The organism is Leptospiraceae bacterium, from assembly GCA_024233835.1.
Classification (GTDB): domain Bacteria; phylum Spirochaetota; class Leptospiria; order Leptospirales; family Leptospiraceae; genus JACKPC01.
The window spans coordinates 406,381-424,950 of sequence record JACKPC010000005.1; the positions used below are offsets into that span (position 1 = coordinate 406,381).

Sequence of the window (18,570 nt, forward strand, 5' to 3'; positions counted from 1 at the left end):
CTTCACCCATAATAAACAAGGCCGATAACCTGGAAGGCATCACCTTTTACAGCAATTTCTCCCTGTGGAACTAATACATCTCCGGAGGGTTCTACCTCACATAGAACGGAATCCGGCAGGTTCAAAAATTGCACTTTTAGAACATTCTCAATAAAAGCTTCGCCATCGGATAAATTTTGGAAATAGGTATCAACCAGTGTATCCAATGCGGTCTGTGTTGGTATATTTTCAGCACTGGCAAAATATACCCTGTAAACTTTATTTACTTCGAGGGTTCCTATGTTTTCAACGAGAACTCTTGCCACGCCTCCCGGATTTTTTTCCTCACTTTCAAAGTGTTCTTCCAATTGGCTTATTTGAGAAGAGGATAAATTACCTCCGCTGCCTTTCACCATAAGCTTTAAATAACCGGGTAAACCAATCGCTTTAGAGGATTTGAATACAACCTTTTCCACAAACGCAAAGCTCATGGCTTCCGTTATATACCAGTCAGGAGTAAATACAACCTGCGTTCCCGCTTCGATATTATAAATTCTTTGTCTTACACTGGCTATGGTTTCCCTATCACTTCCGAGCGAAACCGGTTCTGAATCCGGGTTATATACCACATCGATTTCATCCAGATAATCTAAAATTTCCGTGATGCCATCCTGTGCAACATTTCCAACGGTTCCCTCAAGTAAGCACTCTACCTCAACCTCCACAGTATAGAAACCGCGGGAATCTATTTCTGTAGTTGGTAAAAGATAAGCGGTTTTTGTAGATTGAAATTGAATCTTTTCATCGGCTGTAGAAAAAATAGTTCCTACGGGAATTTCTGTAGTATAATAAATTTTCTCTGTGCTTCCCACACGAATTTTATGAATCGACCGCGTAGCCGATTTCCAGACAAGCCCGAATCTCTTGAGCCATTCATGTAATTCGGCTTCTTCGGAAGTATGCGGATGAATCGCTTTAATCAGGCTGGCAAGAGGCAGGTCAATAAACAGGTAAATGCCATTGGCCAGAGCTCGTATAAACGTTTTTACCTTGCTGAGAGGACTATTAAAATTATGACCCAAAAAAACCTTGGCATCTTTTACGTTTCTCTCAATTTCTAATTCTATATTTGATTTAGAGGTATAAAAATTCATGATTGCATCTCCCATTCACCTTCTAAATCTACAATATCCGGATGCACAGAATTGTGTAAAAAATCTCTCACTGCGCATTTGATTCTGTGGCACTCAGTAAAATGCTCACCTATTTTTATGCCGAGTTGTTTTAGCTCGGTAATCGTTAGAGTATAGGTAATATTATCTCTCGCAGTCCAATTGTATTCGGTGACATTCAATCCGATTTCGGATAATACACCAAGCTGGGTAATAGCAGCGGAAATCCGGGTTATGCTTTTTTCGTTTGCCTGAAAAACTACCTCGGCATCAACAGATAAAACATAGAATGAAACTCCCGCCTCTGTTTTTTGTTCAAACAGGGTTTCCAGTTCGGCTAATTTCGCCTCAAGGGGTGTATTATATTCTAAATCTGATAATTTCATTTTTTAGTGGCTCCCGTGTATAAGCTCTTTATCAGCCACTGGCCAGACAAAAACTGCATCCAGACAAATGTCCATCCAACGTTCAAAATTAGAGTCGCATCACCTCTGAACAAATTGCCGTTAAAATTAATTGTGCAATTCGTAATTTTGAAATTTCCAGCTACATCCACAACGATAAACTCAAACCCCTCATGTGGGGAAGCCGGACAGGTCAAAACAACCGGCCCGGCAGTGGTGTCCACAGTATAGACCGACTTGTGCACTACCACGCCCCCGGGGGCCGGGGGGATGGACGGTGAAAATACGAGCGGATTTACAAACCCGCCAGTCAGGTCAAATACTCTGGACAGGAAATTCACAGGTTATTCTAAACTACAAATAACAACGGTATAGGTTTTTCCGTTTGCAGGGGCTGTTTCAAAACTCACAGTGATTATAGAATTTTCGTCAGTGCTGGAATCAACTACAACTGGTGTGTTGTTGTCTAAAACATTTACAATAAATCCGTTTGCCAGCGTATCACTGAAGGTAGTTGGGATAGCAAATGTTTTAGACACACCATTACCGGTAATTGTAAATTTTTCATATCTGGGGATATTTGCAGCTAACTCATTATGTGCAATTACCAGAACAAAACTGATGGCTGTAGTTCCGAGTGTGCCACCTGCTGAAATGTTTGCTCTGTAGAAGGCCCTTGCATCCTGAACCCAGATACCGGCTGAAACGAGTTCGTCCCAGGTATTTGCATCAGCAGAGCGAGTCCATGCAGTGGCAGAAGCAACGTAAATACCGTTTTCGGCTGCGTTGGTTTGGCCTACTACGAGAACTCTATCCCCGGCAACTACGGCAGTTGTGCCAATGGTTTGCTCACCAGAGAGGGTAATGTTTGCAGTGGCTACGGTTTTAGCCTGGGCTTTCTGCTTAATGCCCTCCATAGCAGCGGTTAGCTGGTCTTTCGTGATGAGGTCACTGCCATCTACCGCGGCACCGACATTAATTACCCTGTTTTGTTGTAAATCAAGCGTGCTTAAAACTTTCATCTATAAGATTCTCCTTATTTTAGAATAAAATTAACTTGCCGGTTTGAGGATGGGCAAAGACAACCTGTAAAGAGTTTTCGCTCAAGTGCTTTACATCTGCAAGAACGACCTCAGAGTTAATGATAATATTCACACCCGGTTCATAGCCAAGATTATGGACAACCTGCCATTCGGAAGAAGCTTCCTGAAATTCTATACTCAGGGGTTTTAGGCTTTCTTTAATTTTTTTACTCGACCATGTTTTTGTTTCGCTAACAACCGAATCATCTATGAATTCTTTGATTAAATCAGAAACATCATTGGCCAAAGTTTCCTCATCAATTCCCCCAGGGAAAACCCCGAAGGTTTTGATATAAATCAGGATGAGAAGCTTTTCATCAAATGTGGTTCTGGCATAGAACTGGGCTGCATATAAAAGCCCTTCGGCTTCCGCAGGAGGCAATTCATATTTTTGAATAAAATCTCGGATAATCATAGCAAATCCCAATCAGTAACGATTTGTGAACCTATAAGCGAGACTTGAATTGAATCCGGATCTATTTCACTTTGTTCTTTCAAAATCCTTTCAGCATCCCTGATTCGTTTCAGAACATCAGACTCATTATCTGAGTTCAGATTCTCTCTCTGTCGTGAGAATACAGAAGGGAAATCAATATCATCTCCGGGAGGCATGTCAAAGGCTTCAATTAACCGGTTTTCAAGGACAATTCGAGTATCCTCTTCTAAAAGAAAATCTCCACTCGCTTCATCAATCATCAAATCAAAGTCTTTCGTTGCAAAGTCAGACATTACATAAGTAATACCATATACTGCCAAAACCAGCAAGGTAGTCCCTGCCGATGATTCCCGTTTTTCGTTTTTATTTTATAGACTGGTTTATATTCTATTGAGACGCCTGTTGAGACGCCTGTTGAGACGCCTGTTGAGACGCTTTGCAAAGCGTCTTTACTACTGGGGAGCTTGGGTTATAGATGGTCCGACGGGAGTATCTGTATAGGGATGGGTATGGGTTTTCAGGCTGATAGACCCGGCTTTCACATCTTCGTCGGACTCTATATTTTGTTTTACATTCAGTTTTCCATCTATCTCTACGTCACCCGTGAGTTTTATTTTTGAGCTGGTAAGCTCGACTTTGTTAGAACCAAGTTCCAATAAAACACTGGTAGGATTCAATTTTATTTTAGCAGTGCTATTAAAAGAAAACTCAATACCATCATCAGAAATCGATATATCGGTTAGGGTTCCTATGGGTGTTTTTATGGACTTGAATTTATCGAATGACAGAGCCACGGCGCGTTCGGGAGAATTATCAGGAAAAATTAAAAGGCATTTTGCATCGTTAGCCGGCTCACCAGGAAAGAAATGTCGTATGTTTTTATACTCAGTGTTTTCACTAATCAGCGAAACGCTTGATTTCTCTTTTTTAGAAGATTTTACACGGGCAATAGTTGAGTAAAAAATTGTATAACCAGCCATCCAGGCTCTAACTATAGATTCAACGAAATCCATTATCTTCTCTTTTTCTTTTTTACATCTTTTTTAAAATTAATAATATCAGGAAAAATTTCCTGTCTAAACTGAGCACGTTCCGCATTAAAAGTTTTTACAACCTTTCCTATAAAAATTTCTTTATTCCTATCTTGATTGAATGGATCCATAATTTGAATTATTTCGCTGTGTGAAACATTAGGATAACCAAAGGTAATAAATGAGCCTCTCATTCCATCGCCTGCAATCTCTATATATAAATCTTTTGCCCTTTTTCTTGCTTCCGAGTTTGTGAGTCCATCAATCACATATTCTTTTGATTCTCCTTTTGATTTTGTAGGGTATTTTGCTTCATATATTTTTCCAGACTTTTCATTATAGCTTTTTACAATAACCTGAATATCGGTTTTATAACGATTAATGAGTTTGTCCTCTATAACATTAAATCCTATTTTAAAAACAGATGGCTCCGGAAATTCAGAAAGTTCAGTAATCGATACACAATATAACTTTCCACTACGAAAAAAAGCGAAGTATCCATATCGCTTTAAGCTCGTTAATAACCAGCGAATAGATTTATTTGAGCTATAGATGCTTACTCGTTTATTTTTTATGGAATCAGGAATAATTTTTACTTTTTCAGATGGAATGCCGATGGAAGAAGCTACACTTCCAAGAACATTTTCAAGTGTTTTTCTATATGTATTCTTTTTAAAAATTACTTTCTGTGCTTTATACATCATATCTTTACAGATTATTTCCAGAGGCTTTGAATCACTTGTTTTTGGACTTATTTCTGTGATCTCCCCTTTAAACTCATGAAATAAACCATATTTTTCGTAACCTGCTTCCCATTCTACACTATCACCCACTTTTATTTTATCTCTATCAAAGCTTCTATCCAGAGGTAATTTAATGGTCATTGTGTCTACTGGCTCATATAGAGAACTGGAAACGGTAACATCACTTACAGAATTAAAAATTAAATTACCTATATAAAGTTTTTGAATCATAACAAACATTATCGTTTCTCGAATCCATTTTTTGACAGTCATACACCTTTTTATTCAATAGATATGGAATAGTAATTTCTTCATCAACATGCTCACTAAGTAAAATGTAATCATTATAAAAAGCTATATAAGAACTAAAATGTTCAGTATTATAATACAGCCTGGATAAGGATTCATACGAATCATACACCTGTATTATATGAATCTTATCATTAATCATGGGTTCAGGTATTGATAATAACATTCCTGAATAAATTTTACTTACTTTATTAAAATCAGAAATGAGCTTCCAAAGAGTCCAGTCACCATAAACTTTGGCGGCTATCCTTTGTAAGGTATCTTCATTTTTAACAACATATACTGTAGACATTAATCAGGTTCTCCCAGATCAATAATGCTATCGGACAGAGCTTCTAATCTTACTGGCAATTCATGATCTCTATCACGTGTTGGAAGTTCAAATTTTGTTAATACTATATTTTCAATCCCTAATTCAGAAAATAATTGATTGTTCACTTTTAAAGATGGCTTTTTTTTCCAATTACTTTTCCATATAGCAAGAATATCTTTCAACTCATCAGTTGTGAATTTATCCAGACTATTTAACTGAATTCCTGAATCAAAGGAAATCGAAGGAATGCTGGTAAAGAACGGAATAAATAAAAATTCTATAGTAATATGCCAGTCATCAAAACCAGCGAGTTCCTTAATAGTTCCATTTCTACCTGTGACTTTGGTTGATGATAATATTTTATCCTGGTATAATGAAACTTTTGTTCCTCTCGGACATTGATAATCTTCTATTTGCAAAGGATTCAGGTCACTAGCAGTAAAACCTAAGAATTTCCCTCCTGAAAAAATATCTGGAGTTGAAACCAAACTGGAGGCCAACATTCCTGCTTTTTTAAGTCCATCAGGCATATTCGTATTTCTCCACATCTGCATTAATTAATCGTAAAAGAATTTCTGCTATTTGTTCCATTCCGCTTTTGTCTCCACGAAACTCAGCATTTTGAATCAGGCTACCTATATTTAAAGAAATTGTTTTTGCGCTATTTGAATTATTATTGGTGATTCCTTCAGATATAATATTACTGTTTATAGAACTATCTCGTTCTATAGGTTTCATTGGATTAAACTTTTGACCAAATTCATTCATAATTGTAGATTGACCAAGAGCATTTTCGATTCCCTTCTCAAATGTAGTAACAAATGCCCTTCCAGATTCTGTTAGTCTGGATAGCGGTCCCTCCTTTGCATCAGAATGTGGAATCGGTTTATCCATTGCTCCCGCCAGTTTCAGAGCTCCATTACCTCCATTAATTGCAGTTTGATGTTCAATTCCCGTATTCATCTGATTGACAAATCCCTTACCTGAATAAAACGCCTGCTCCTGCATTTTTTTCATTACAGCATTATTTTTTGATACCATTTGTTCAGGATTAAGTTTTGTAAAGTCAACTTCTGAAACTACTTTGTTAAGACTTTTTACCGAGTCTGTAGTATTTTTGATTTCCTTCACACCTTCTTTAATACTTGAAATTTGAGCTTCACGGATAAATTCATTTTTATTGAGTGCATAAATAGAATTACTGGTTTCGGCTAAACGTTTTTTTAATGCTTCAACTTCTCCAGCTTTTCCTTCCTTTCCTGCACTATCCATAGCAGACTGAATGAGTTTTTTCTGATTTTCTAATTCTTTTAACTTTGAATCATAGTTTTGCACACCAGAAAGCACCTGCGAAGTTTTTTCTTTTTGTCCCGTGGTAGTTTTTATTTCAGAGTCTATAGCTTTAATTTCTTTAGAGTCTGCTTTAAAGCCCATCTGCAAATATTTACTTTTCTTTTCATCCAGAACTTTTAATTTAGAATCAAATTTATCAATAGCACTTTGTAATTTATCTGATTCGGAATCCTCCATACCAAATATTTTTTTCATCCATCCCCAGGCTGTTTTCATAGCAGCAACAAGGGAATCCCAATATTTTACAATTCCGTAAATGGCGGCTCCTAAGGCCACAACTCCTAAAATAATCCATGTAATCGGACTCGCCAAAAGTGCAGAATTCAAAGCCCATTGTGCAACGGTAAGGGCTGAACTGGCTGCAACCATCAACCAGGCTTTTGTTGTATAATAAACTTTAGCCAAACCAGACGCATTGGTTGCTGATGCTTCTGTAAAAGTTGCTGTAATAGAGGCTCGTTTGGCTAAAATTCCAGCTTGTGTTGCCAATGTTTGTGCTCCGGTTGCTATCGTATTTGCCCAAATCCTTCCCGTAAGTAATCCTTTCATAACAGAAACCATACCTAAATAACTTTTATATAATCCTCCTAAAATAATATTACGAGTTATCAATACGCTCATAACCTTATAAGCACCGATTAAGGCCCAGGTCGCTCCACCCACAACAAATATGCTGGCAACTAATGATGCTCCCCAGCCAATAGCTTTTGCTACTCCCTGATTTTGCTGTAAAAATCTGGCAGTCCCTGATATTGCATAACTCAGAGCACCGGCAAGTTTGGATAAAACAGGAATTAATGTATTTCCAATCAAAACCTTAAAGGTCTGCCAACTTCCTTCTAAAATTTTTACCGAACCTTCATAGGTATCTAATTGACGTTTAGCAAAGGATGACGAGGTTCCTGTAGTATCTAAAATGGCTTTAAACTCCCTGACTTTTTCAATGCCCTGACCGACAGCGGCCTGATAAGCCTTAATACCACCAACTCCAAGTATTTTTTGCAAGGTTGCATTTCTTTCTGATTCTTTACTCATTTTTTTTGTGGCAACCTCTAATTCGCCAAAAATGGTAATTAAATCCTTAAATTTACCGGAGGTTTCATCGTAAGTATCTACGCCCAGTTTTTTTAATTCCTTCCGTGCAGCCGTTGATGGTGCGCTGACAGGCTGTGTGAAAAGGGCTTTTTTCACTTATCAATTTATTTCATTTGGTCTATAACTGCATTATATTAAATAGAATTTATTGCTTAAATTACTTTCCACACAGTCTGTGAGTGCAGTTAATGCCATTCGTATACCTTCTCCGGATTCAATGGCAGTCGAACCGGCATTCTTTAAAGCTGCCATAACTGCTCCAGTAGTAGATAAACTCTGATTGGTAGAACTGGCAGCCAGGTTCACACCACGCCACGCAGATCCTAAATCCTGAATAGAAAAGCTTGCGACATTCGCCATATTTACAAAGGTATCAACGGTTTGCCTTGCAGAAACTCCCTGATTTTTAAAGCTCATCATGGTAGCTGCCATATCAGCTGCAGCCTGATCTATAGAAAGCTTTCCAGCAGATGAGGCCGCTGCTGGTAGTAAAGCAGTTCGGATATTATCCGCACCCTCCACGCCAGCACTGGCAAGGGCTGTTAATCCAGATGCAGCCTCCTGAGGTGAAAATGCTGTATTCAGACCTGTCTCAATAGCAGCCTGTGAAAATTTATCCATATCCAGCTTGCTTGCATTAGCAGTGGCTCCTAACAGTGCCAGCTCTTTTTCGAACTTGCGGGCCTCATCTACAGAACCGGACAGGCTTGACTTGATTGCTAAACCCCCTGCAATAATTGCACCACCTATTTTAATCCCCTTCATACCTGATTCATATTTCTGAATGGCAGAATGCGTTTCACCCAGTTTACTTTTTAAAGCATCAAATTTTTTACCCACATTGTCGATTACAGAGGATGCGTAATCAGCAAGGGAAATAATTGCTCCTAACTTAAATGAATCAGACACCGCAAGCCTTCAAGATAGAAATTACGATTACAATAAACCAGATAGAAGAGAAGTGAACGAGAATAGAGATTAAAAAATATTCATACTTATTCGGAATACCTTCACGCATGTCCTTTGTGCAAAGGACAATGCTTCCAAAAATAGGAAGGCACATGAGGACAAAAAGAACAAAAGCTAAACCAAATCCATCAAATTGCCGTTTGAGTTTTTTCCGGTAAGGCTTATCAAGACTCATAAAAACTCCTTTATTCATTAGACGCTTTATTCTCCATTAAAGGCAAGGACAATGGCTCTTGCCATCCGGTTCACTTCATATTTATCCAGGTATTCCAACTCGGCTACACGTTTTGCGTAGCCTGAAGGATTTTTTTTGAATTTGGGAAGGTTATAATATTGCGAAAGTAGCTCAACCGCCCCATAGCCATTTTTTAGATTATCTCGCCATTTCGCTAAATCTTTTTTACAGTTGCCTCTTGAGTTGCTTTCGTTGCTTTCACTATCTCAAGTGCAAAAACAGAAACCAATCCAAAAGCTCCGGATTCAATCCAGGCCTGAACTACTTCAATTCGAGGATATAAAAGATTTTCACCCAAAAGAAGCATATCAGCTTCAAACGGTTCAAGCTTCTCTGCACGTTTACGAATCATCGAATAGGCTCTCTGTGAAGGAACTTTAAAAATAATGTGATAATCATCTACAGTAGCCAGATGAATACCACCTCTACTTTTAAAATTTCCTCTGAGAGTGTCCAGAGGTGCTTTATACTTTTCTAAAAACTCTTCAGTAACCGGTTCATACACAGCAGGCAATTGTTCTTTGGCATTATTAATTTCTGATATTTGATTTAAAGGATTCTCCATATACACTCCTATTCTTATAACATTGTAATTCTTGGAAAACCTAAGACAGCTAAATCCAATGGAACTTCTACCTTATCATCTCCCTGTTTAAAAACATATTTCACTGTTTTAAACTTAATGGCTGGAATTACAAGGCCGTAAGAAATTCCAGCAGCCACACAATCAGCAGTTAATGGAGCTGGAGGTAACATAGTCAACATCCCTCCAAAAGGAGCGGCTAAGGTTGTAAGAACTTTTAACTCATCTAAATGCAAAGCACATTTAGCATCAAATTCAGTTTTCTTCTTTGTCCAATTTGTAGGTAACCCACTGGCACCATAAACAATAGCAATATCTGCTTTCTCTTCAAATTCAAAACTGGAAAATTTTACAATTTGATTTCCATATAAGGTCAGCTTAAAATTTTCCCAGTTTAATGATTCCGGGAGGACTTCTATCCCCCAATTTGGATTATTCATTCATACATCTCCTTTATTGCGTAACGGCAAACGATGTTGTCCATTCAATTGCTTTAATACGTCCTGCAATAAACATTTTCAACTTGGCTTTTAGGATTTTTGTCTGAGAAAAATCCTTATCAGGATCAAAAATAATTTCATGCTTTGAGATTTCCTGCCTTCCTGAAACTTCCATCGAAGACGAAACCGCAGCATCTGCAACTGCCTGAATATATTTGATTCCTCCGCTACCTGAACCAATATTCGTATCCTGATTTAAAAATTGCAGTGACTCACGATACACAATCCTGTGCATTTTGTCTGCCCGTCTTCTTTCAGGGATTTCCACAAAATCCGAATCAGGCCCTGACTTCATCCTGTCTCTGGCAATGAAAATTCCATCATAGTCGTTATACTCTTTTAAAACGGTGAGCCTCATATCATGGAGTAAGTCCATGTAATCCTGATAACCTTCTTTCCAGTAACGAATTTCCGACATTGTAAGACTGCGTTTTTCTCGCACATAGGCAGCAGAAACATTGGGAGCACCGGAAGCAATTTTGGCTGTTAGTAGAGTCGCTGCATTTCTCCACTCACCCAGGGGAATCTCAGATGCCAGGACAACTTCATAACCACCGGCATTTGCGATACCACCCGGAATATAACGACCCTCAGATGCAACAATGCAAACCCTGTCAGAGAAAAACGGGTCATACTCATCGGCAATGTATTGCAGGTATTCTGCAATGTCAGCAAAGTCCGAACCTTTCTTGGCCTCGGCTTCATCGAAGCTCATTCCCTCAAGCACAGCAAAAATTGGCTGATTTAACTCGGTTTCCATAACCTGCAAAACAGAGTCCAGGGAGACGGCAAAATTTCTGTCCACACCTCCCAGAAGATGAATCCAGTAAACCCTGTATTCCTGTTTGAAAGCTTCAAAGGCGGCAAGTCTGGAAGAGTTGGAAGCGGCAGGCCCGGAAATCTCAAAAGACCAGACATCTCCCAGTGCAAAGGTTTGCTCAGGACTCGTTACATCATCTGTGAAAGTTGCACTTACACCCACATCCAGATTGATAGACGCACCACTGACAGGGGTTACAAGTGGTGCTCCATAGCTAAGACCACCATCTACCGACTTTCGATATTCAGCAATACCACCGGCCCCGGCTTTTGTAATTTTGATTTTAACAGAACGACTTCCTGAAGGACTGCCATTAATGGCTATTGTAGCCAGTCCGCTTCCTTCCAGTGTAGGTGTGGCGACAATCCCTGGAATATCATTATCAGGACGAACACAGAGAAGTGGAACCGGCTTCTGTCCGAGCTCTTCATCAAACTCTTCAAAGTATTGCTTGAGAGAATCAATTAATTGACCTCGACCGAATATATTCTCTGCCTGTTTAAGATTTTGGATATAATAGATTTTATTAACTTCACCGGTTTCGGCTACACCAACTTTCCCGTGAACCCTGTCAGGAATCACATCACTAAAAGTCAGACCGCCCGATTGGTGAGTAGTTGTAACGCTGGCTGTAGGCATTCATCTTTCTCCCTATTTCAGATGAATCTACAGTATCAAAAATCAATTCATCCTGCAAGGTAGACGCTGCCGATGATTCCCGTTTTTCGTCTTATTTTATTTTAAAACTGGCAGTAAATTGAACCCCTGCCAGGGTTTCCCTGTTTTCAATTTTATAAATGCCATCTAAAAAAATAACTTCAAGATATATTTTATACAAACCTAATTCTCCGGCAGGGTCTGTAATAATTCCTGACTGACCTGCATTCACTTCAACTTTTATAGGAATCGAATATTCATCCCTTGTAAATTTCAATCGGTCATATAAATAAACCAGACTTTGATCAATAATTCCCATATTCGTAATATCAGATAGAATATCATCATCAGGTGAATTCAGCCAGAAATCTAACTGGTATAAAAAACTTTGATTTATGATTTTCGTTAATAAGGCAATGGTTTTATTGGATTCATTCTGAATAACGATTCTTTCAGAGGGTCTGCTTCCGGAGTAAAAAACATTATTCACAGCATTATATCCAATCACACAGAAGGGAGCTTTTTCCTGGAAGCTATCCAGCGGCGGTTGAATCTCATAGAAATTATCAGAACCAAATGGATTCTCTCCATTCAGCGTGATAGACGCAGCCAGGGCTTTTAAATAATCAATATGGGCTTTTCTCATAGACTTAAACCTCTCCTAAAGGCTTCTCTCCAGTTTTCCTTCATGCCTTCCAGGCTATCATTCCAGGCAGGACGATAATACGGTCTGGCAGGAATCTTCCGTGGAGCATAGCCAAACTCATGAGCTCGTGCATACGGGTTATTCGTTCCAACTTGAAATACTTTTCCGGAAACCTTTGCTACCTCAAAGGAGGAACTTAAATCGCCGGTTCCTACGAGTATCAGGTTCGACAGATTTTTTTTCTCTTTTTGCGTTATCGTTTTCGGTTTCAAGTCCGGCCACTGGCTTCTGTATTTCTGATTCCGAATTCCCTTGATAAGGTTAGCCTGTAAAAGCATGGCATTTTTTTCCGTGGCTCTTTCCAATTGAGCATCAAGTCCGGCAATTGCATTTAGCAATACAGGTCCGAAAGTATCTGTATACGTTAAACCCATACACGTCCCCCTTTTGGTTCAAGGCTCAAATCAAAAACTACAACTCCATACTGATATCCTTTCAACGATAAGGTTCGGATTCCATCTATCATAAAGCTTAGACTCAAATTCAGCTCTGATATGTCATTCAACAAACCCTTAAACATTCGATATTCCTGGGTAATTTGCTCAGGATAAATATAGCGTCTGCAATAGAACTTTGCTTTCGTATATTGGATTTCTCCTATATTCTGTTTATCCTCATTTTCTGTATCTACCCAGAGTCCGATTAAAGTCCCATCCAATTCATACACGGTTTTTGCCGTAGCTTTCACCCTGCCTGTTTTGGAAACAGGTTTTAAAAGTGTCACCACATCTTTTGCGTGAACATCAAAACTTTGCTTTAATCGCACTTCAATGGGTAGCATGGCTTAACTCACAACTTCTAAGAAAGAAATCTTTTTACCGAATATGGTTTCATTTGCTTCAATAGACTTGATGTCTGTATTTCTAGAACGGACAGCCGTATCAACAATATGAACCCGGTTATCATGATAAACTATACCGGTTGAGTGTGGTGTTTTATCGAGCCGTAAATGCAAGAGTTTTTCTGGATTCTGAGTAATCACATCCATCAGGTTGTTCTCATACCTTTTGATTATAGCCTCTCTACCTAAAAGAGCTTCATAAATTTTAGGAGTGTATAGGGTTGTCCCCGGTATAAATACACCGGCTTCATTTTTAAACCAGCCTACGGAATCAGTCCCCCAGATTCGTTTCAGGGCATTTTTTATATCAAAGGCATTCTGACCTGAATTTACCCGTATCTGATTGGCAATTAAAATGGCAATATTAATCCAACATAAGGTATTCGCAATATCGTTTTTTGTTGCCAGTTCGATAATCCTTTTTCCAAGCATATCGCTGAAGGGTTTATATGTATTATTTATCTCATCTGCAATCTCTTTTACAATTGTATGCAAAGAGAATTTTTCTTTTACAGGCAAATCCTGATAGAGTTCACCGGTAGAAATTTTTCTAAAACCATCCACTGACTTGTAGTTCTCTGGATCCTGAGATGGATAAATAAAACGTGGTTTTTCTTCTACCTTCACTACAGCATTGGAGTGAACCGAATCCGGATTGGAAGCTATCGGGTCACGAGGTTTGAAAAGTGTCGTAACACCTGTCAGAACATCCACAGCCGTCAAAGAGCCTTTTCGCTGATAGGCAACTATCAGGTTTCCGATTACAGTCACAATTCCAATGATAATGGGTAATATTGTTTCTAGGTTAAGTTGCATTTGAATCTCCTTGTTCTACATTTTTCCCGGTTCTTATCATAGCTAAATACTTCACGTTCTCACCTGCAATTCGTAAGCTCACAGGAACCGCAAATACCCAGAGCACGTGCTCAATAAAACTCAAAATTTCTTTTGGCACTAAAATCAGATCTGATTTACCTGAAAACGTTCTTACGATAGCAGTCCCTAAAGTTGCTATTATGATTAACACAACTATAAACCAAAAAGAATTTGCGTAAATTCTTTCAGCTATAGTATCCAATTTATCAGTCATGTCTTCCTCACAAAATAGGCGAAGGCCATAATTAGCATCATGGCACCAACCCAATACATTAAAATTTCATAACGTGGATCCATATTTAACTCTCCTTATATTAGTTTATGACCCTTATAAACCAAAGTTTTAAACTCCCCATTTAACTGATTTATTTTCATAGCAATAGTTTCCTGCGCATTTAAAATGACCGGCAAAAAACTATTTGTAAAAACATCTTCTAATAAAACATGAGGAGGTTTGTCAGACTCTAATTGACAGGCTAAATTTTTAATTATCTGGCAGCGGTATACTGTCATCATTTCCTCATATTTATTAATCAAGCGTCTCATTTTCCTGTATTTAATCTCTTGCTTAATATTCATTATTTCAATTTCAGAAATTTCCAAAGTCTCGTATCTGGACCTTATATATTTGATAAGGTCAACCTGCCTGATTTCAATATTTTCTGAAAGTTCAGAAATCATCAGTATAGGTAATAGCTTTACATGCTCCTCATAATCTGTTAATAATTGCAATATTAGCTGTTTAGAATTCATTAACTCTGTGTATTTCAAATAATATATAAAATTCTTTATGTATCCATAATCATTATTTCGTATGATTTTAAGAGTGAAAATTTTTAAAAACATTTCGAGGTATCTTGCCTCTAATTCCAGCATATCACCAAAAGCAATTTTTTTACCAAGGCTTATCACATTAAATGGGATTCGAATAGAGGTTAGATTTTTTATTTTTTCAAATACACGATGATTTAGTAACTTTTTATGATAAAACCAGAAGCTTATGATATTGTAAGTTTTAGTATTTTGTAATTTCCGTTTGATATAATAGAAAAGCGGAACAACAAAAATATAGGCAATAATCCATAGAGCTGTCGTCATTGTATCAGAAATCAATTTATGTTTTATATTCTGCATCTTTACCTGTATGGCGGGGACGGGATTCGAACCCGCAACATTTAGAGCATGAGTCTAACATTCTACCGTTGAACTACCCCGCATTATTTTTATACTACAACGACATAATCTCTCGATGAACTGGCATATTCCGACAAAATAGAATAGGCCTTATCCATAAACGATTTTACTACAGAATTAAACTCATTTGGTTTCATGGAACGAGTCGTTATACTCTGAACACCAACCAAAGAAATACTGGCCACATCATTTAAACTTCTGTAATATTCTTCCTCAGCTAAAAAGGCCTTAACCAGCCAGACCTCAGCCTGCTTTAATCGTTCAACAGGGGCCGTTTGAAAGCCCCAGTAAAGAATCTTGTTCAGAGCAAACTCAGAAGCTGATTCGAGAAAGGTTACCCACTCAGTTTTTCCTGTGCTGAGTGGATTCACATCATCCATTCCCATAGCGTCCGGCTTCTTACCGCAGAGAATTTTTAAATCTTCTAAGGTGTTATACATTTACGCTTTCAGCTTTTTAATTCCCCTGGCTTTTGCATCGATGATTCCAAAGTTAAGGTTTCTGGAAATAGTTCCAATCTCTGTCTGGTTGGAGATGATTTTATCCGTTTCCACGATAGCCGAATTCTTTTCCTCGTAGTATTCCAGACATTCTTTCTTGTTAAAGGCAAAGATTGTATCATCCGGAATGTCAGGATGTATTTTCCAGATAACACCTAAAAGGTCTTCCTGTTCACCGGTTCTTAAGAATTTTTCCAGAATACCCGGACTTTGAAACTGGGGAAAGTTCGTATTGTCAGTGAAAATCTTCACGAAAAATTTCCGGTTTACAATTACATGGCTTGGCTCATATCCTTCATCAAAGTCGCCGTAAAGAAACTGAACTACATCCGAATACTTCCAGGTAGTAGTTGCTGTCTCTTTAGGAGTAAGCGCCGCCGCATTTCCATCGCCTTTTTCGATTACCTCCAGGGCTCGTTTTGTAATCTGTCTGCCGATACGGTTTCCGATAGCAGAGAAGAAAAGTCCGGCTCTGAGAAGAGAACTTCTGCGAAGTGCCTCGTAGGTAAAGGTGACCTTTCTACCGGCTTTGAAAAGGACAATCGGTTTTTCTCCCATATTCACAGATACATTAGGAAATTCAGAACCCTGTGCTATGAGAGCCAGCTTAGTTTTATCTTCATCGAAAATCAAACTTTGCTGCATACCGGGAACCCCATCCAATTCCGTTTTGACACCATATACATCTTCAGGATTCAAATACCTCTTTCCAAAACGCATTCCTTCTTCAATTTTTCGCCGAATATACTCCGGGAACAAAACCCGATTGCTATCGGAGGAAAAAAACTGTTCTACAAGGCTTGCACTGGATTTTAAATCTATACCCGCTTTATACACCTGCCTTGTCCAGGCATCAGATACCGTGGACAGTTCTGCATTAGGAACGAAACCTGCTTTTTTTTCTTGCTCGGTAAGAGCCTCTAAAAAGCTCAATTTTTTCCCATCACGTCTTGTTTGAAAAAGTTCCATCGAAAGTTTCAAGTCAGGAACATCCTCTCGCCTGAGAGCAATCACACTCGTAGCCCCAAGTCCAACCAGCAATTCAGGTGATTTTTCCTGTTTACCACAGGTAAAGAAAAGAAAGAATAACAGTAGACCGATAAAGATTTTTGGTAATTTTTCCATTTTATTTTCTCCTAATAATTCCTAATAGTTTTTCAGAAGGCTGATTTTTTTATTGGTAGCATCTACAGACAACACTGTAAACACGGCCCCCACACCAATTTTCAAATCTCCATTTACATCACAGAGAAAATTTTCTTTCCCGGCTACCGGATCCGTTCCCGAATACATAGCTTCCATACTTCCCGCAACCTGAACCCCGACAACATTAGAGCCTTTTTCCAGGGTGACAATTTGACCCCAGGGAACTTCACTATCCGCACAAAGGGAAACTGCCATGTTTCCGCTGAGCTTTACAAACTTCCCGATGTGAGAATCTGTAAGACTCCCATCATGTGAACAGGCCAGAATCGTAGGATGAATTAAGCCTGTGCTCTCTACTATAAAACCTTCCATATTTCTTTTCTCCTAAATACTGTAGTTCTCAAAGTTTACAAATTCTTCCCGAACAGTAGTTCCGGGAGGAATTTCCGTTTCCGAGGATTGACGGTTTCCATTCTGGTTTTTCGGGAAACGCTCTTCCAGCATAGCGGCATATTCGTTTTTCAAACCTTCCAATGTAGAAAAGTCTGCCGACTCAATCAACCTGACAGTTGACTCTCTGGCCTTATCCTGGGCAAAAGCCCTGTAGGTTTTCAAGGTTTCACTGCGCATTTCTTCCAGAATTTTCTCAGACATACCAAGTTTTTCCTTCAACTCAGGAATCAACTTTTCCAGGTCATCATCCTCTTTAATCCCAAGGGCTGTGCAGAGCTTATTAAATTGTTCTTCTTTGGTCATAGACTCTAACTCCAAATCTTTTATAAAACTACGCCTTGCCCTTGGGTCGGCTCCGGAATACACCAGCGAGACCTCCGGGACTTCAACGATTTTCTTAACTATAAAACGAACAATTTCCCCATCAATTTCCTCTCCGAGTCTATCCCAGAATTCCCAGCGTTTAAACTGGGGATGAGACATTTCAGCCTCAAAGAAAATACCCACTGAACAGGAATGAATGGCAGGCGGCTGGATTGTAAGACCCCTCGCAATCATAGGTGCTTTGACAGAATCAATTTTGAAATCCGCATCAATCCCGTCTTTAATAAAGTGTGCATTCAAAGCCACACCGACCCAGTTATCAACCGAGGTATAATGGTCTGTATAGATTGTTACATTTTTGAACTTATCCACAGACTTTTCCAAAAGACCTTTCTCTGTGAAGTCCAACCAGTGACCTTCAATCAAACTTGCCGTAAGCATTCGAAAGGGAACGATTATGGATTCTGCATTTTCATTTTTTGGAATGGCTTCCTGAAGGCGAACCTCCGAAGGATCATCTTCAACCGGTTCAGATTTTGTATACAGATTATTGGCTCGAAGCCGAACATATCCTCCCTGTGCTGAATTACTCTGCCAGGCAGTAAAGTTATCATTGATTTTGAAAAACTCTCGTTTCATTATGGAATAGTGATAACATAACACAGAATATCCTGCAAGGTAGACCCTGCCGATGATTCCTGTTTTTCGTCTTATTTTTTTTTATTATCTTTTTGTGGGGAACGGTTGCTACCGTTCCTTGTCTTACTATGTTTTAAAAGGTCTTTAAAATATACTAAATTCTGCATATAAGGCGTTGCAGAGCGTTGCAGGAAGGCAAAGGGGTGTAAT

Annotated in this window: 25 protein-coding genes and 1 tRNA gene; all 26 read right to left on the reverse strand. The window is 38.8% G+C overall.

Features of this window, described 5'->3' with window-relative positions; all coding sequences use genetic code 11:
• Nucleotides 1–2 precede the first annotated feature (2 nt).
• Nucleotides 3–1,133, reverse strand: a complete 1,131-nt coding sequence (locus H7A25_22115) for a baseplate J/gp47 family protein (protein MCP5502610.1) — start codon at nucleotides 1,131–1,133, stop codon at nucleotides 3–5.
• Nucleotides 1,130–1,537, reverse strand: a complete 408-nt coding sequence (locus H7A25_22120) for a DUF4376 domain-containing protein (GenBank protein ID MCP5502611.1) — start codon at nucleotides 1,535–1,537, stop codon at nucleotides 1,130–1,132. Before H7A25_22120 ends, H7A25_22115 begins: the two co-directional genes overlap by 4 nt.
• Before the next feature lie 362 nt (nucleotides 1,538–1,899).
• A complete protein-coding gene (locus H7A25_22125; GenBank protein MCP5502612.1) occupies nucleotides 1,900–2,472 on the reverse strand; it encodes a hypothetical protein in 573 nt (190 codons plus the stop codon).
• Between the two features lie 124 nt (nucleotides 2,473–2,596).
• Nucleotides 2,597–3,052, reverse strand: coding sequence for a hypothetical protein (locus tag H7A25_22130; GenBank protein MCP5502613.1), 456 nt, complete (start codon nucleotides 3,050–3,052; stop codon nucleotides 2,597–2,599).
• Nucleotides 3,049–3,402 carry a hypothetical protein gene (locus H7A25_22135; GenBank protein MCP5502614.1) on the reverse strand — a complete coding sequence of 118 codons (354 nt, stop codon included), beginning with the start codon at nucleotides 3,400–3,402 and terminating at the stop codon, nucleotides 3,049–3,051. Before H7A25_22135 ends, H7A25_22130 begins: the two co-directional genes overlap by 4 nt.
• Nucleotides 3,403–3,525: 123 nt before the next feature.
• Nucleotides 3,526–4,086, reverse strand: coding sequence for a hypothetical protein (locus tag H7A25_22140; GenBank protein MCP5502615.1), 561 nt, complete (start codon nucleotides 4,084–4,086; stop codon nucleotides 3,526–3,528).
• On the reverse strand, nucleotides 4,086–5,120 hold the full coding sequence (locus H7A25_22145) for a late control protein (protein MCP5502616.1): 1,035 nt from the start codon (nucleotides 5,118–5,120) through the stop codon (nucleotides 4,086–4,088). Before H7A25_22145 ends, H7A25_22140 begins: the two co-directional genes overlap by 1 nt.
• Nucleotides 5,053–5,448: a LysM peptidoglycan-binding domain-containing protein gene (locus H7A25_22150; protein MCP5502617.1), complete on the reverse strand. Its 396-nt coding sequence runs from the start codon at nucleotides 5,446–5,448 to the stop codon at nucleotides 5,053–5,055. The genes H7A25_22145 and H7A25_22150 overlap by 68 nt, the downstream gene beginning before the upstream one ends.
• Nucleotides 5,448–5,972 (reverse strand): hypothetical protein, encoded by a 525-nt coding sequence (locus H7A25_22155; GenBank protein ID MCP5502618.1) that lies wholly within the window; start codon nucleotides 5,970–5,972, stop codon nucleotides 5,448–5,450. The genes H7A25_22150 and H7A25_22155 overlap by 1 nt, the downstream gene beginning before the upstream one ends.
• 19 nt (nucleotides 5,973–5,991) lie before the next feature.
• A complete protein-coding gene (locus H7A25_22160) occupies nucleotides 5,992–8,013 on the reverse strand; it encodes a phage tail tape measure protein (GenBank protein ID MCP5502619.1) in 2,022 nt (673 codons plus the stop codon).
• A gap of 33 nt (nucleotides 8,014–8,046) precedes the next feature.
• Entirely contained in the window at nucleotides 8,047–8,826 is a 780-nt protein-coding gene (locus tag H7A25_22165; GenBank protein ID MCP5502620.1) for a phage tail tape measure protein, read from the reverse strand.
• Nucleotides 8,819–9,061, reverse strand: a complete 243-nt coding sequence (locus H7A25_22170) for a hypothetical protein (GenBank protein ID MCP5502621.1) — start codon at nucleotides 9,059–9,061, stop codon at nucleotides 8,819–8,821. The genes H7A25_22165 and H7A25_22170 overlap by 8 nt, the downstream gene beginning before the upstream one ends.
• Nucleotides 9,062–9,275: 214 nt before the next feature.
• Complete coding sequence (locus H7A25_22175) at nucleotides 9,276–9,686, reverse strand: hypothetical protein (GenBank protein ID MCP5502622.1); 411 nt, start codon at nucleotides 9,684–9,686, stop codon at nucleotides 9,276–9,278.
• A 14-nt stretch (nucleotides 9,687–9,700) separates the two neighbouring features.
• Entirely contained in the window at nucleotides 9,701–10,144 is a 444-nt protein-coding gene (locus H7A25_22180; GenBank protein MCP5502623.1) for a hypothetical protein, read from the reverse strand.
• A 13-nt stretch (nucleotides 10,145–10,157) separates the two neighbouring features.
• A complete protein-coding gene (locus H7A25_22185; protein ID MCP5502624.1) occupies nucleotides 10,158–11,663 on the reverse strand; it encodes a hypothetical protein in 1,506 nt (501 codons plus the stop codon).
• Nucleotides 11,664–11,754: 91 nt separating this feature from the next.
• Nucleotides 11,755–12,327, reverse strand: a complete 573-nt coding sequence (locus tag H7A25_22190) for a hypothetical protein (protein MCP5502625.1) — start codon at nucleotides 12,325–12,327, stop codon at nucleotides 11,755–11,757.
• Entirely contained in the window at nucleotides 12,324–12,761 is a 438-nt protein-coding gene (locus H7A25_22195; protein MCP5502626.1) for a phage virion morphogenesis protein, read from the reverse strand. The genes H7A25_22190 and H7A25_22195 overlap by 4 nt, the downstream gene beginning before the upstream one ends.
• Entirely contained in the window at nucleotides 12,752–13,168 is a 417-nt protein-coding gene (locus tag H7A25_22200; GenBank protein ID MCP5502627.1) for a hypothetical protein, read from the reverse strand. Before H7A25_22200 ends, H7A25_22195 begins: the two co-directional genes overlap by 10 nt.
• Before the next feature lie 3 nt (nucleotides 13,169–13,171).
• The gene (locus H7A25_22205) at nucleotides 13,172–14,044 is read right to left on the reverse strand and encodes a hypothetical protein (GenBank protein ID MCP5502628.1); all 873 of its coding nucleotides are present in this window, start codon (nucleotides 14,042–14,044) and stop codon (nucleotides 13,172–13,174) included.
• Nucleotides 14,034–14,318 (reverse strand): hypothetical protein, encoded by a 285-nt coding sequence (locus tag H7A25_22210; protein MCP5502629.1) that lies wholly within the window; start codon nucleotides 14,316–14,318, stop codon nucleotides 14,034–14,036. The genes H7A25_22205 and H7A25_22210 overlap by 11 nt, the downstream gene beginning before the upstream one ends.
• Nucleotides 14,319–14,413: 95 nt before the next feature.
• The gene (locus H7A25_22215; protein ID MCP5502630.1) at nucleotides 14,414–15,238 is read right to left on the reverse strand and encodes a hypothetical protein; all 825 of its coding nucleotides are present in this window, start codon (nucleotides 15,236–15,238) and stop codon (nucleotides 14,414–14,416) included.
• Between the two features lie 11 nt (nucleotides 15,239–15,249).
• Nucleotides 15,250–15,321: transfer RNA gene (locus H7A25_22220), tRNA-Met, on the reverse strand.
• 6 nt (nucleotides 15,322–15,327) lie between these two features.
• Nucleotides 15,328–15,738, reverse strand: a complete 411-nt coding sequence (locus H7A25_22225) for a hypothetical protein (protein MCP5502631.1) — start codon at nucleotides 15,736–15,738, stop codon at nucleotides 15,328–15,330.
• The gene (locus H7A25_22230) at nucleotides 15,739–16,923 is read right to left on the reverse strand and encodes a hypothetical protein (GenBank protein ID MCP5502632.1); all 1,185 of its coding nucleotides are present in this window, start codon (nucleotides 16,921–16,923) and stop codon (nucleotides 15,739–15,741) included.
• A gap of 21 nt (nucleotides 16,924–16,944) precedes the next feature.
• Nucleotides 16,945–17,316, reverse strand: coding sequence for a hypothetical protein (locus H7A25_22235; GenBank protein MCP5502633.1), 372 nt, complete (start codon nucleotides 17,314–17,316; stop codon nucleotides 16,945–16,947).
• A gap of 12 nt (nucleotides 17,317–17,328) precedes the next feature.
• On the reverse strand, nucleotides 17,329–18,360 hold the full coding sequence (locus H7A25_22240; GenBank protein ID MCP5502634.1) for a hypothetical protein: 1,032 nt from the start codon (nucleotides 18,358–18,360) through the stop codon (nucleotides 17,329–17,331).
• Nucleotides 18,361–18,570: the final 210 nt, after the last annotated feature.

Bases quoted from the DNA above. Each gene is read 5' to 3' on its own strand.
- H7A25_22115 (MCP5502610.1), bottom strand. From the start codon at position 1,133: ATGAATTTTTATACCTCTAAATCAAATATAGAATTAGAAATTGAGAGA.
- H7A25_22120 (MCP5502611.1), bottom strand. From the start codon at position 1,537: ATGAAATTATCAGATTTAGAATATAATACACCCCTTGAGGCGAAATTA.
- H7A25_22125 (MCP5502612.1), bottom strand. From the start codon at position 2,472: ATGGAGGGCATTAAGCAGAAAGCCCAGGCTAAAACCGTAGCCACTGCA.
- H7A25_22130 (MCP5502613.1), bottom strand. From the start codon at position 3,052: ATGATTATCCGAGATTTTATTCAAAAATATGAATTGCCTCCTGCGGAA.
- H7A25_22140 (MCP5502615.1), bottom strand. From the start codon at position 4,086: ATGGATTTCGTTGAATCTATAGTTAGAGCCTGGATGGCTGGTTATACA.
- H7A25_22145 (MCP5502616.1), bottom strand. From the start codon at position 5,120: ATGACTGTCAAAAAATGGATTCGAGAAACGATAATGTTTGTTATGATT.
- H7A25_22150 (MCP5502617.1), bottom strand. From the start codon at position 5,448: ATGTCTACAGTATATGTTGTTAAAAATGAAGATACCTTACAAAGGATA.
- H7A25_22155 (MCP5502618.1), bottom strand. From the start codon at position 5,972: ATGTTGGCCTCCAGTTTGGTTTCAACTCCAGATATTTTTTCAGGAGGG.
- H7A25_22170 (MCP5502621.1), bottom strand. From the start codon at position 9,061: ATGAGTCTTGATAAGCCTTACCGGAAAAAACTCAAACGGCAATTTGAT.
- H7A25_22175 (MCP5502622.1), bottom strand. From the start codon at position 9,686: ATGGAGAATCCTTTAAATCAAATATCAGAAATTAATAATGCCAAAGAA.
- H7A25_22180 (MCP5502623.1), bottom strand. From the start codon at position 10,144: ATGAATAATCCAAATTGGGGGATAGAAGTCCTCCCGGAATCATTAAAC.
- H7A25_22185 (MCP5502624.1), bottom strand. From the start codon at position 11,663: ATGCCTACAGCCAGCGTTACAACTACTCACCAATCGGGCGGTCTGACT.
- H7A25_22190 (MCP5502625.1), bottom strand. From the start codon at position 12,327: ATGAGAAAAGCCCATATTGATTATTTAAAAGCCCTGGCTGCGTCTATC.
- H7A25_22195 (MCP5502626.1), bottom strand. From the start codon at position 12,761: ATGGGTTTAACGTATACAGATACTTTCGGACCTGTATTGCTAAATGCA.
- H7A25_22200 (MCP5502627.1), bottom strand. From the start codon at position 13,168: ATGCTACCCATTGAAGTGCGATTAAAGCAAAGTTTTGATGTTCACGCA.
- H7A25_22205 (MCP5502628.1), bottom strand. From the start codon at position 14,044: ATGCAACTTAACCTAGAAACAATATTACCCATTATCATTGGAATTGTG.
- H7A25_22210 (MCP5502629.1), bottom strand. From the start codon at position 14,318: ATGACTGATAAATTGGATACTATAGCTGAAAGAATTTACGCAAATTCT.
- H7A25_22215 (MCP5502630.1), bottom strand. From the start codon at position 15,238: ATGCAGAATATAAAACATAAATTGATTTCTGATACAATGACGACAGCT.
- H7A25_22225 (MCP5502631.1), bottom strand. From the start codon at position 15,738: ATGTATAACACCTTAGAAGATTTAAAAATTCTCTGCGGTAAGAAGCCG.
- H7A25_22230 (MCP5502632.1), bottom strand. From the start codon at position 16,923: ATGGAAAAATTACCAAAAATCTTTATCGGTCTACTGTTATTCTTTCTT.
- H7A25_22235 (MCP5502633.1), bottom strand. From the start codon at position 17,316: ATGGAAGGTTTTATAGTAGAGAGCACAGGCTTAATTCATCCTACGATT.
- H7A25_22240 (MCP5502634.1), bottom strand. From the start codon at position 18,360: ATGAAACGAGAGTTTTTCAAAATCAATGATAACTTTACTGCCTGGCAG.